This is a genomic window from Paenibacillus sp. FSL K6-4396 (genome assembly GCF_038002525.1).
GTDB lineage: Bacteria > Bacillota > Bacilli > Paenibacillales > Paenibacillaceae > Paenibacillus > Paenibacillus amylolyticus_B.
Window position 1 is genome coordinate 6,562,085 of record NZ_JBBOCR010000001.1, and the last position, 13,398, is coordinate 6,575,482.

Here is a 13,398-nt window from a genome sequence, read left to right on the forward strand (position 1 = left end):
CATTCTTATAACCTCCCATCCAAGATGGCATTCGCTCGCTCACGAAATTCCACCGCCGCTTGCTCAGGCGTAATTTTGCCAAACAGTAGAAGATCATATAACTCACGTAACACAGCAGTGACCTCTGGCGCACCTACGGGATCAGGCGGGTCCATCTGGCTGCTGTGATCCGCAACCCAATCTATATAGTCAAACACCTGCGCCAGCTCCGGTTCAACCACCAGCTTCATCCGCTCTTTGACACTGGACGAGACAGGCACCCCCCGCTCCCCTTTGAGCAGCAGATTGGCATCCAAATCATTCACAAAAAAGCTGATAAACTTGGCAGCCTCCTCCTTATGTCTGGAATTACCCGCCATGGAGAAAAACATGCCTGGCTTCAAGAACAATCCATCCTGGCTGTTTGGCCCAGGCATTGGGGAGATGGTTAAGGGTTTGCCATAACGCTGAGCGGTGCTGATAAATTGGTTGGAATACCCCCAGCTAAACAAAGCCTCTCCCAGATAAAACGGGTCGTTATCAGGCTGGCCAATATCTGATGTCCAGATATCCGGTGCAAAAATAAGCTTCTTCTCTGCGAGCTGCTGCATCCTGCCAAAGTACTCAATAAACAGCCCATCATCCTCATAACCCAACCTCTTGCCATCCTCCGCGTACAGCTTGGAACCATACTGTCTCAAGTAATACGCGAAAAACTGTTCCGGCGTGAAATAGGTTCCCAGATAGATGCCTTTCCCCAGCAATTGCTCGCCCATCCGGTCAAAATCCGCCCATGTCCACGTATCCGTTGGCAATTCTATATCATTGGCCTTTAACACTTCCGGATCATAGATGCTAAGCATGGCGTTAACCCCCAAACTGAGACCATAGGTTTTGCCATTCAGGCTTCCACTCTCCAGCTGTTCCTTCTCAATATCTGTCGTGTCAATCAGCCCGCTCTGCATGTATGGCGTCATATCCTCCAACAGTTGCAACGAACTGTACTGGGACAAATAGGAGATGTCCATCTGGATAATGTCGGGCAACGCATTGCCTGCCGCATGAGGGGCAAGTTTTCTCCAGTATTCGTTGAAACTGCTATATTCGTATTCGATGTTCACATGTGGGTTCAACTTCTCATACAGATCGATAACGGCGATCGTTGCATTGTTGCGAAACTCCCCACCCCACCAAGCGATGCGCAACGTTATCGGCTCTTCGTCAACGATCATGCCTGGCCTTTGATCCAGTTGGCTCACGCAGCCAGGAAGAGTCAGCAGAAGACAGATTACGCCTATGGTTCGCAATAATCTTCTCACGGCCTATCCTCCTTACCTGGTGATGGGGGTGGCAGCAGCACCGTTACTCTCGTTCCAAGCCCTGGCTTGCTCTCCAGTAGAACATCATATTCTTCGCCAAAAGCTAGACGTACCCGCTCCCTGATATTCAGCAAACCAATACCTGTTCCTCTGGTCTTCACTTCACCGCGCAGCACTTGTTCCACATATTCGGGTTCCATGCCGGGACCGTGATCCTCCACGATCAGGGCCAGCTTGCCACCTGATATCTCGGCATACACTCGAATCAGACATGATCCAACCTGTGGTTCCAATCCGTATTGAATGGCATTCTCCAGTAATGGCTGTAGGGTTAACTTGGGAATGGCACATTCCAGATAAGGAGCAGGCACATCCAAGCGGAAATCCAGCCGCTGCCGGAAACGGTAGGTCTGAATGGTGATGTAATGGCTGACGATCTCCAGCTCTTCGGCAAGGGTGATGATATTTTGTTTGAAGCTGATGGAGGAACGCAGCAAATACCCGAGTGACAGCACCATACTGGAGATTTGCTCCTGCCTGTTCTTTTTGGCAAGCCAATGGATTGAATCCAGCGCATTATACAGGAAGTGTGGATTGATCTGCGCCTGAAGCGCCTTAAACTCCGTTTCTTTAATGACCAGCTGACTTGCATAATTTTCTTTGATCAATGTATTGATATGTGTAATCATCATTCGATACGTACGCTGTAATAACCCCAGTTCATCCATGTGCTGGTGTGTTGGAATGGACAGATTGGCATCCATATTCTCCAGATCCCCATACTGAACCTCCTTCATCTGACTGATAAGCTGCCTGATCGGCCTTGTCAGACTGCGTGCGAACACCATACCAAGGGCGAGGACAACCAGAATGGCGATAAGATATACGACAATCAGACTATTTTTCAACCATATGATACGTTCAAAAATCTCATCATAAGAGGCCATATTATAATAAACCCAGCCGGTATAGGCGGATTTTTTCTGGGAAAGGAATATCTCCCTCCCATCCAGATTTTTGATCTCATATCCCCCACTGCCTGGAAGTGGATTGAGCCCCGCGGACACCGCTTCTGGAAGCTGACGATAAGGATAGACCACCTCACTGCCTGCTTTTAAAATAATGTCACTGTCCCGGCTATCCATGCCCGCATACTCCTCAACGAGTCGCTCGATATTAATACGCAGAAACAGTATGCCTACCGGTTCCAGGGTCATCGGTTCATAGGCACGCACTTGACGCACCATAACCAGCATCGGGTCATCGTCATCCGGGTATAACCAGCGCACTGCACCATTGGCCTGCTCCGCAGCCGCAATCATCCGATCATATTTTTCCTGGGATACGGTTAGTGTCTCGCCATATTTATTCACTCTTCCCCTGGAATCAATCAGATGAACGGACTGCACATAACGTGCAGCCCCACTGATATGCTCCCATAACCGATCCGTGATCTTCTTTCGTTCAATAAAGCTTGAATATGCGCTATCGTCATCCAACAACGACTTCAAGGCTCTTTGAATCTGCGTATCGGAGATCATGTTCAATGATAACGCTTCCAACTTCTGAAGTTCAACATCCACTGTAGACGAAGAAAGGTTCAGAAGTCGGGAAGACTTATCAAACAGCTGTTTGTCATACACCGAGTACGTATAATACAAGGAACCAAACGCCAAGATGATGATAAACGCCATCATGACCATGATCATCAGAAACATTTTCATTTTGATGCTGAGTTTGCGGTAGGCTTTCATGACCAAAGCGCTCCTTTGAACCACGTGATACTACTAGGTATATCACATGCAGGAAGGTTTTCCCAAAGTTTTAGCGCTCGATTTCTCACGGTTTATTTGGACTGATATCGGTCATAGGCCGCCTGATGAACCTCAATCGCCCGGTCAATGTCCATGCTCTTGATTGTTTCGGTCATCGTGTCAAATTCGGTGATTGGTTTCTGTCCGCTAATGATGGCTGTCATTGTCTCATTTAAATACGTATTCACCTGGCTCATGATGGACGTACTAGTGGTTACCTCTTCTGTAGACAAGCGAATTGGGGGAAGTGTTAAGGCCGAGCTTGCTTTCATCCATTCCGCATTCGCTGCACGCTGTCCATCGTCAAATAATAAGGCATCCAGGTAACGGCTATCCTGATTGATTGGACCGTCCATAATGGATAAGGCATAGGATGCCAGTGCCTGATCATACGTCAGACCGTTCGGATTATCAATGATGGTATCTGTGAATTTCACACCTTCTCCGTCCCGAACATAACTGTCATTTTCGATACCAAAGTTGAACAGATCACTACCCTCTTCGCTATAGTTGTAGTCCATCCACTGCACAATATATTTCAGTTTATCTTCGTCTGCAGAAGCCGTAATAGCCTCACCATAACTTAGGACCTTATTCTCCAGATTGAAGGTAGCATACGAAGTGCCATCCGGAGATACGGGCCACGGTACACCGGTTACGTTAAAGTTCGGATCGGTATCTCTCATCAGATTGAAGTATTTTCCCATACCACTGAACACACCGCCCTGATATGCGCCTGCCAGATTGCTGGTGACTTTATAGTCGAACGCTTTGCCGTCATTGGTCATGATCTCGGGATCAATCAACCCTTCCTTGTACCATTTGGCCATGGTCTCCAGAAAATCACGGTAACCCGGCTGAATCGGTCCAAACTCCACCTTGTCTCCATTCAACTGGAAGCCACCAATGACACCAAAGGCCGCCGCAAAATCATGGAGCTTGGTTAGGTTGCCCGGTCCCCAGTTGCCGGTGAATGGCAGCTCATCTGGCTTGCCATTGCCGTTAGGGTCCTGTTCCTTGAATGCCTTGAGTACCGTATACCACTCATCAATGTTGGTAGGTACCTTGAGATTCAGTTGATCGAGCCAATCCTGGCGCATAATCAAACCGGAAGTGGCATTCAGTTTCAATGCATCCAGCTTCAGCAGCGGAAACATATAGATCGTTCCATCGTCGAGTGCAATCTGCTTCTTCACATCCGGATCGGATTCAATGATCCGCTTCAAGTTCGGTGCATAACTGTCGATCAATTCATTTAATCGGATGATCCGGCCGTCCTTGATCATTTTTTCCGGTCCGCCAACCGCATCGGCCCAGTTATAATAAATAACGTCCGGCAGCTCCTTTGTGGAGATCAACAGATTGAATTGGTCACGCTGTTGTCCAAGCGGAGGATGTGTGAACTTCACTTGGATACCCGTCAACTTCTCCTTTTCCTTGTAAGCGGCCATATCGCCAAAATTGTTCAAGGAAGCTGTCAGTTTGGCGTCATTGGCGCGCCAGTAGTCAATGGTAAATGGCTCACTTGTAATCGGTAACGGTATCTCCGTCAACGCCTGAACCGCAGGTTCTGTTCCTTCTGCCGGCTCTGCGTTACCTGGTTCATTATCCCCCGTACAGCCCGCCAGTAAATACATGGTAAGTAGCGATGACAACAGGATGGACCCCATTCTTTTTTTCACGTAATTCGCCTCCATAGGATACATTTTTTATTGTTTCACAGCACCGATTAGAGCGCCCTGAACAAAATAACGTTGGATGAATGGATATACCAGCATAATCGGCAGCGTGGAGATAATAATGGTCGCATATTTGATGTTCTCCCCAATGGCAAAGCCGGTATCGGCGCCAGCACCCATGGCCTCCGTACTGCTGCTGATCAGAATATCACGCATAATAATCTGAATCGGATATAACTCCTGACTGCGTAGATAGAGCATTGGCCCGACATAATCATTCCAATGGTCAACCGCATAATACAGCATCATGACCGCCAGGATTGGCTTTGACAAAGGCAGTACGATTCGGAACAAAATCAGAAAGTCATTGGCGCCATCAAGCTTCGCCGATTCGATCAGACTGATCGGAATGCCTTCAAAGTTTGTTTTCATAATGAGGAAATAAAATGTGCTGATGGCACCCGGAATAATAAGCGCAAAACGGGTATCCACCATCCCGAGATTTTGAATCAGCAGAAAAGTCGGGATCATGCCCCCGCCGAAAAACATCGTGAACGTAATTAATTTCATCAACGTTTTTCTGCCCATCAGATCACTGCGTGATAACCCGTAAGCTGCCAGCGAAGTCATGAGCAGATTAATGGCAGTACCCACCACAACATAGAACAAGGTGTTCATATATCCCGTATAGATGCGAGTATCCTGAAATACCGACTTGTACGCTCCCAGCTGGAAACCTTCAGGAATGAGCATCAATGACCGGGAACGCAGCATCTGATCCGGATCGCTGATGGAAGAATTGAACACGTACAGCATCGGGTATAAGCATAAAATCATGATGACCAAGAGCAGCAGGGTATTAAATACATCAAAAAGTCGTTCCCCTATAGACTGTTTCATCGCTTCACCTTCCAATTACCAGAGACTGGTTGAGTTAAGCTTTCTGCTGATCGCGTTTGCGATAATGAGCAGCGCGAAATTAATGACGCCGTTAAATAGTCCGATGGCGGTTGAATAGGTATAGTTCCCCTCCAAAATACCGGAACGATAAACAAAGGTGGATATGACATCCGATGTCTCATAGGTCGGTGCCGTTTGCATCAGTAATATTTTCTGAAAATCCGCGTTCATGACCGCCCCCATACGCAGAATTAACATGATCACAATTGTGGGCATGATGCCCGGCAGTGTAATATGTAACAGCTGTCTCCAGCGGCCTGCGCCGTCAATTTTGGAAGCTTCATACAACTGAGGATCAATACCACTTAGTGCTGCCAAAAAGATAATCGAGGCCCAGCCTGCGCCCTGCCATATGTTGGACAGGATGTACATCGGACGGAACATATCTTTTTCCGCCAAAAACATAATCGGCTGCAGATCAAAAAAGTCACGAATGACGTTAAATAACCCACCGTCCAGAGATGAGAACGTTTTCAACATTCCAACCACGACGACAACCGAAATGAAATGCGGCATATAACTGATGGTCTGTACTGCACCTCTGAACCACTTCTTCCGGACTTCATTCAGTAGCAGTGCTAGTAGAATCGGAGCCGGGAAACCAAACACAATACTGTAAAAACTCAAAATCAGTGTGTTCTTAATCAGTCGCCAGAAATAATAACTTTCAAAAAACATGGTGAAGTTGTCAAATCCGACCCATTCGCCTGCCAAGATTCCTTTGATCGGGTTGTAGGATTCCTGAAATGCCATCAGTAGCCCGTACATTGGCCCATAGCTGAAAATCAGATAGTAGGCTACCACAGGAACGAGCATCAGATAAACGTATCTGTTGCGGACAAGTTCCTTTTTCACCGAACTCCATTTGCCAGCTGGCTTCAAACGCCCAGGTTCAATCCCCCGGCTTCGATTCAGCTCCATCCACTCAACCTCCACTCTCGATGTTCATTCACTAACATGACACTTCTAATGATAGAATCGAGCGCCTTTTCTTCCCATGCTCATTTCCGATAAATGCATGTTCAAAACCGAGTTCCGTCCGACAAAAAAAGACCCTGCTGCCGTTGAATGGCGTACAGGGCCTGATCATAAATCAGATGTGAGTCGGATGTGGATCGGATATAAAGGAAGCTATGTAGAAGCGACAGCAGCGCTGTCTAGGGTACTTTTTTATACTCGGAAGGGGAGAAGCCCGTATATTTCTTGAACATTTTGCTGAAATACGGCCAGTTGGCACCAAACCCCGTCTGCTCGGCAAGCGAGGATACCGTGCAGTTCCCGTCCTGCTCCAGAAGCTCCAACGCTTTGCGAATGCGGTAGCTTAACACATAGTTCGTAAATTTCTCACCAGTTTCTTTCTTGAACATTTTGCCAATGTAGTCTGGATTCATGTATATTTCCCCAGCGATGGACTGGAGTGTCAATGTCTCGTCCTGGTAGCGCTTCTCTACCAGCTGTTTCACACTACCTACCATCTGCGATTGTCTCGAGCGATGTTGTTCGTAGCGGCGCAGCGTGATTTCCTTGGCAACGGCAAGCAGAAACTGTTGAAAAGAATGCAGGGTGCTGGATTCAATCATGCCTGGCAACTGGTCCATATACCTTTTCATCTCGGCAGAGCCGCTGAGTCGAATCATCTCCATAAACATCTGAATAAGATAGGACTTTGTTTGGGATATATCGTATCGCAAGCTGGCAAGTATCTGAAACATCCGGTTCAGCTCTGATCCGACTTCCTGCCAGTGTCCCGCCTTGATTGCAGTAACCATCCGCTCCGGATCGTATTCGAACTCAGGAAGAATGCGCTCTCCGGGAGAGTAAATATCCCGCTCCATAATGAGACTGCCCTCACCGAGGTAAAAGCGGTAATTGAGATAAACTAGCGTCTGCATGTACAAATGGCGTGCCTGCGAAAGATCTCCTGGCTCGCTCAGGGCAATCGTGAGATCGTCATGATAATATCGGGTAAATGTGGCGCGAATCTCATCGATATTATGGAACAACTGCGTTTCAGACAACTTGTCCTCCATAATTAGTAGCACATGCCTTCCAACCGTGGCACTTAAGATGGGATTGTGAAAAATATCCTCGGCAATGTTCTTCACCGCGAACAAGTGCAAATACTCATGATCCCCCTCGATCTCTACCAGCAGCAACCGCACACGTTGATCCTGAAACTGTACATCGAATAATTCCTCGAAATACTTCCATTCCTTGACCCCATAGGTTCTGTTGGTCACCAATTCTTTCAGAAAATATTCCTTGGCATGTGGCAGTACACGCTCCAGATTATATTGGATCGACTGCACAAAACGCTCCTGATCGGTCAACTCTCGCTTCTCACTGACCAATTCACTAATAGCCTGTACAAGATGCTCTTCACTGCAGGGCTTGAGCAAGTAGTGCTTCACCCCATACTGCATGGCGGTCTTCGCATATTCAAACTCCGTAAAACCCGTGAGCATGATGAATGAGATATGCTGATACTTCTCTGCCACAGCTTCAACCAGCTGTAATCCATCCATTCCCGGCATGCGGATGTCCGAGATGATGATATCCGGGCGTTGCTGCTCGATTGAAGCAAGCGCTTCCAATCCATCTTGAGCAATACCAATCAGTTCTGTTCCTAATCGGGACCAGTTCACCACACTGGAGATCCCGTCCGAAATCATAAATTCATCATCGACCAACAAAACCTTGTACATCGTATGCATCCTCCTGCCTTTAACCAGTTCCATTCTATTATATGGGCATTATGCACAAATAGAGGGGAGGACGTTGAATGACATGGAATCGCACCCTAACAAGTCTGATTTCTGAACATTTGTATCACGTGTGATGTTATTGGCTACAGAATCATGGTTTGTGTTGGTCCTTTGATCAAACCAAACAACCTTCACCCTGCCACAGGGTGAAGTGTTTGCCGCTGCTATGCAAATACGGGCTATATAGGTGACCATACATGCCCGGATCGGTTTATTTTTTTACTGCGTGAATGAAATGTATCGTTTCAAATGCCCTTAGATGATCGATTCGATCCTGGAAAAACTGTTCCTGAATCGCCTCGGGAGTCAGATGCTCATAAATAAGCAGCCCTGCTTCATCAAGCAAGGCCTCCATCTCCACATATGCGTAGCCGGATTGCATCGGCTCACCACCCATTGCAGCCAATTTAATCATATTTTCAACCCGATTAAACATCCCTTTTTCCTCAAAAAGGTGCTCATCTGCATAATCCAGAACTATAGAGCTTCCGATTGGCAGGTTCGCAAACACATGACGAATCACGTTAAACAGATCATTTTTGGGCAAATAATACGAAACACCCAAGAGGCTAGCCAACGTCTTCCGTTTCTTCAACCCTTCAAGAGTCAAGCTGTCATTCGAAAGCTCGCGAGTAAAATCCATGGGTACAAAGTGAAGATTGTTGGGAATGGTCAGCTCGGCCTGATTCAGCCGCTCCTTCTTGAATTGCTGTGTAGCCGGATAATCCACTTCAATGATATCCAGCGTGTCCTCCAATTCCGGATGCCTCAAAGCAAACGTATCCATCCCGGCGCCAAGAATGACTACCTGCTTCAATCCCAACGCAACTTCATGCAAAAGTACATGCTCACAGTAAGCGGCCCGAGCCAGAGTTATTGGAGATAACTGTACCTGGGTAATCCATTTTAGAACCTTTTCCGGGTCGTCCTTGAGCTGGTGAGCCATATCCGGGTTGAAAAAATGAATGCCTCTAACCATGTTATTGCTGATATCTGAAAACTCTTGAGGAGAGATCAGCAATCTCGCCATAAAATCGTCAAAAATGAGGGGTCTGTCATGTTGGCTGTGATAGGCTCGGCCAAAAGTCGAAATCAATGATGTGATACTGGATTCATTTTGCTTCATACTTATTCCTCCCGTACAAACAAAAATAAGATTCCCCTGGCCAGGAGAATCTTATTATATACGGAATATTTTTATATGTAAATTATAGCATAAATATATTTTTTTGTCAACTGTAATTTACGGATGAGCAGACAGATTACAGTGGATTTACCGTCCACTTCAACGCGTTCTTCCTTCCGCATCCTATCCAACCCGATTATATCTATTAGGCGTCCATCCCATACTCCTTCACTTCACGATTACGGTTCAACACTGCATGCAGCACAAAACCAAGTACAGCAATAGCTGCTGTGCCTGTTGCCAGCCACGCTACAGGAATAAGTCCCTGTTTGTCATACATAACCCCCATCGCGTAGGGTCCGATAACCCGTCCAACAGCACCAATTCCACCCGATATCCCGATGTAAAAAGGGGCTGCCCTGCCCGCATGCTCGGAGATAAATGCTGGTGTTGCAGGGGAGATCAGCATCTCTCCAAACGTGGCGAGTACCATTGCGAGCACCATGCCCGGATAGCTGTACATGGTAATCATGACGATATAGGCCATGCCATAGAATACCGCACTCGCGGTCATCTGCGCAGTGGAGGTACGGGCCATGGTCCGTTTCACCCAACTGGTGAAAGGTTGGCCTACAAAGATCAGCACCCCGTTCAGGGTCCAGAGCAGACCATACATTCTTTTTTCCATACCCTCAGAAATGATATACGGGGACACACCTGTGTTCCAGATGGAATTGCCGAATAACAGGAAGAGCACGCCCAAGCTCATAAACAGATATAATCGGGTATTACCCAGCAATGCCCAGACGCCCGGCCCATCGGGAACGGTTTTGCGTTTCGTCAGATGTACTTCCCCCTGATCCGGTTCAACCCGAGACAGATAATACCAGAAGAAAATCGCAAACCCAGCTGAGGTTACCCCGTTCAGTACAAAGCTGAGATGATAGGAAAAGTCAGCCAGAAAACCACTGAGCGCCGTACCAATCGCTACCCCGATATTGTTCGCCACATAGATAACATTGAATAATTCACCGCGTCGCTCCGCAAATCGGAAGCCAATAAAGGCCTGGATCGCTGGCAGCGACAATGAACTAAATAGACCAATCCAGCCCATCGCACATATAAATACGACCCAATACGCACTAATCCAGGGCAACGCAAACAAACCTAACGCATTAAGCGCCAGTGAGCCAATAATCAGTTTCTTTACGCCTACTCTGTGGTACAACGAACCTCCGAGCAACTGTCCGAAGATGCCACCCAGGGACTGAATCAGGATCACAAAACCCGCGTTAGCCATCGTCCGTCCAAGCTCATCAAACACATACATGGTGGTCAGCGGCCACATCAGTGCACTGCCTGTTGCGTTAACCAGACTTGCTAATAAAAATATCTCACTTCTTTTGGATAGTTATCCAGCCATCTCATCATCGTTAATTCATTCTCCTTAGTACCTCTGCAACAAACAAATAGCCATACAAAATAGACCTTTGCCCTGACGGCATAACCATAACCAGCCAGAGCGAAGGTTTTATGAAGTGTTACATCTATTGCACTTTAATCCTGCTCAAATTCTAGCCTTTGTTCATCTTACCTCAAAAAAATCACGCTGCAAGCACACTCATTGACGCTTCACTTCAACAGTGGCCGAGAAAAAGGTCGCCCCGTTCCCCATGTCCGACAAGCGATTGGACGTCAGTGAATTCGCTCGCTGCTTCTTGCCGTCACCATCCCACCATAAACCTTGGCTGATGACGGTTCCCGGCAGCATGGCTTCACTCACCTTGGCGGTAAGTTCGATACGCCCACGATCATTCCATACGACTACTGCATCTCCATCCTCCACGTTTCTGCGGCTAGCGTCCTCAGGGTGCATTTGCAAAAGAGGCATCTTTTCCAAACGCTGGTGTTTCGCTGAATTGCCAAAGGTGGAGTTCAGGAAATTATGGTTCGGCGGCGATAGGAACATCAGCGGATAAGTATCGGCAGGTCCAGCCGGATTCTCCCCATCATATCCTTCAATCAGAGCGCTATAGGTAGGGAGCGGCGGAAGCCCTCGCTGTTCCATTGTCTCCGAATACAACTCGATTTTGCCTGAACGCGTAGGCAGCTGATCCAGAAATGCAGCATGTGGTGTCATATCCAGCTTCACGAATCGGTGTTCCTTCAGTCCTTCTAACGTAACTCCATTCATGTAAGGATTGCCTGTATCCTGGAGTGCATCCTTAATCATCTGCTCCGGTGTTTCTCCGAAGATTGCAGGATCGTACCCCATAGCCTGCCCAAGCAGTGAGAACAGTTCCACATTACTCTTGCTCTCCCCAATCGGTGCAATCACCGGCTCTTGCAGATGAACGTACTGATGCCAATAAGAGGTGTACAGGTCCGTCGCTTCAAATGAAGATGTGGCTGGCAATACAATATCTGCATATTTCGCGGTATCCGTTATGAACAGATCGTGTACAACCGTGAACAGATCTTCCCGTGCAAAACCTCGCTCCACCCGCTCGGTATCCGGTGCCACCACCAGTGGATTGCTGCAATAAACCATCATTGCCCGGATTGGCTGCTCTGCTTCCAGCAACGCTTCCCCAATCCGGTTCATGTTCACCACTCGCGGCTCCGGATTCTGCCGCAGCTCCGGACGTTCGAGCGCGTCGCTATTCGTGCTCGCGTAGCTGTTGGTGCGAACGGCACCGCCGCCTTGCTTCAGCCATTGCCCTGTAATAGCAGGCAGACATGCAACGCTACGCACGTTCATCCCCCCATTATCATGGTGCTGAAGGCCGTTGCCGATGTGAATATGGGCTGCCTGTGCGTTGCCATACAGTTCGGCCAGCTCCACAATGGTTTCCTCCGGCACGCCCGTAATACGTGCAACACGTTCAGGAGTGTAACTGCGGACATGATCACGCAGTGCCTCATGACCCACCGTATACTTTTGCATAAACGCTTCATCCGTTAGTCCCCGTTCGAACAACACATGCATCAATCCTAGCGCCAGTGCACTGTCCGTGCCCGGATACAGCGGAATAAACCAGTCGCTCCACTGTGCGGTACGATTGCGATGAACGTCGATTACGACGATCTTGGCGCCTTTCTTACGGGCTTTCTCCGCCAAAACGACTTGGTGCATATTTGTACTGACGATATTGCCACCCCACACCAGAATGAGATCCGCGTGTTCCGTATCTTCCGGCAACGTTCCCCGGTTGGCCCCCATCGTATATTTCCAGCCCGTATTTCCGGCGGCATTACAGATCGTCTGCTCCAGCACACTTGCACCTAGTGCATTGAAGAAACGCCGATCCATACCGTCTACGCCGAGAATGCCCATGTTACCGTAAAAGCTGTAGGGCAGGATGCTCTCCGGGCCGTAGGTTTCGGACAATGCAGTGAATTTGGTCGTAATCTCGCGAATCGCTTCATCCCAACTGATTCGTTCGAACTTGCCCTCACCTTTGGCTCCTACACGTTTCATCGGATATTGTAGACGCTCGGGATGGTACACCCGCTCGGTCATATTTCTGACTTTATTACAAATGGCACCCTTGGTGATCGGATGATCCGGATTGCCTGCCACCTTCACAATTTTTCCGTTCTCTTTATGTAATAACAGACCACAAGTGTCCGGACAGTCGAGCGGGCACACCGCCGCAAATACACCATTCTCCTGATCGATCATCGTAAGGCTCCCCCTCTTCAAAAGCTATCCCTATATCATATCTTCTTCGAGGTTATCGCGTAAAGAGAACA

General features: G+C 48.0%; 8 protein-coding genes and 1 pseudogene. All 9 read right to left on the bottom strand.

The genetic code is table 11. The annotated features are described in order from the left end of the window. Positions 1 to 5 precede the first annotated feature (5 nt). Positions 6 to 1,298, bottom strand: a complete 1,293-nt coding sequence (locus MHB85_RS28700; RefSeq protein WP_341074063.1) for an ABC transporter substrate-binding protein — start codon at positions 1,296 to 1,298, stop codon at positions 6 to 8. Further along, positions 1,295 to 3,052 carry a sensor histidine kinase gene (locus MHB85_RS28705; protein WP_341074064.1) on the bottom strand — a complete coding sequence of 586 codons (1,758 nt, stop codon included), beginning with the start codon at positions 3,050 to 3,052 and terminating at the stop codon, positions 1,295 to 1,297. The genes MHB85_RS28700 and MHB85_RS28705 overlap by 4 nt, the downstream gene beginning before the upstream one ends. Positions 3,053 to 3,144: 92 nt before the next feature. Beyond that, entirely contained in the window at positions 3,145 to 4,794 is a 1,650-nt protein-coding gene (locus MHB85_RS28710; RefSeq protein ID WP_341074065.1) for an ABC transporter substrate-binding protein, read from the bottom strand. Positions 4,795 to 4,821: 27 nt separating this feature from the next. Continuing rightward, positions 4,822 to 5,691 (bottom strand): carbohydrate ABC transporter permease, encoded by an 870-nt coding sequence (locus tag MHB85_RS28715; RefSeq protein ID WP_341074066.1) that lies wholly within the window; start codon positions 5,689 to 5,691, stop codon positions 4,822 to 4,824. A gap of 15 nt (positions 5,692 to 5,706) precedes the next feature. Next, positions 5,707 to 6,567: an ABC transporter permease gene (locus tag MHB85_RS28720; RefSeq protein ID WP_235193717.1), complete on the bottom strand. Its 861-nt coding sequence runs from the start codon at positions 6,565 to 6,567 to the stop codon at positions 5,707 to 5,709. A 341-nt stretch (positions 6,568 to 6,908) separates the two neighbouring features. After that, entirely contained in the window at positions 6,909 to 8,456 is a 1,548-nt protein-coding gene (locus MHB85_RS28725; protein WP_222215836.1) for a response regulator, read from the bottom strand. A 271-nt stretch (positions 8,457 to 8,727) separates the two neighbouring features. Further along, on the bottom strand, positions 8,728 to 9,642 hold the full coding sequence (locus MHB85_RS28730) for a class I SAM-dependent methyltransferase (RefSeq protein WP_091012826.1): 915 nt from the start codon (positions 9,640 to 9,642) through the stop codon (positions 8,728 to 8,730). A gap of 205 nt (positions 9,643 to 9,847) precedes the next feature. Beyond that, positions 9,848 to 11,070 (bottom strand): annotated as a pseudogene (locus MHB85_RS28735) (MFS transporter). Between the two features lie 193 nt (positions 11,071 to 11,263). Then, positions 11,264 to 13,327 (bottom strand): molybdopterin-containing oxidoreductase family protein, encoded by a 2,064-nt coding sequence (locus MHB85_RS28740; RefSeq protein ID WP_341074067.1) that lies wholly within the window; start codon positions 13,325 to 13,327, stop codon positions 11,264 to 11,266. Positions 13,328 to 13,398 lie beyond the last annotated feature (71 nt).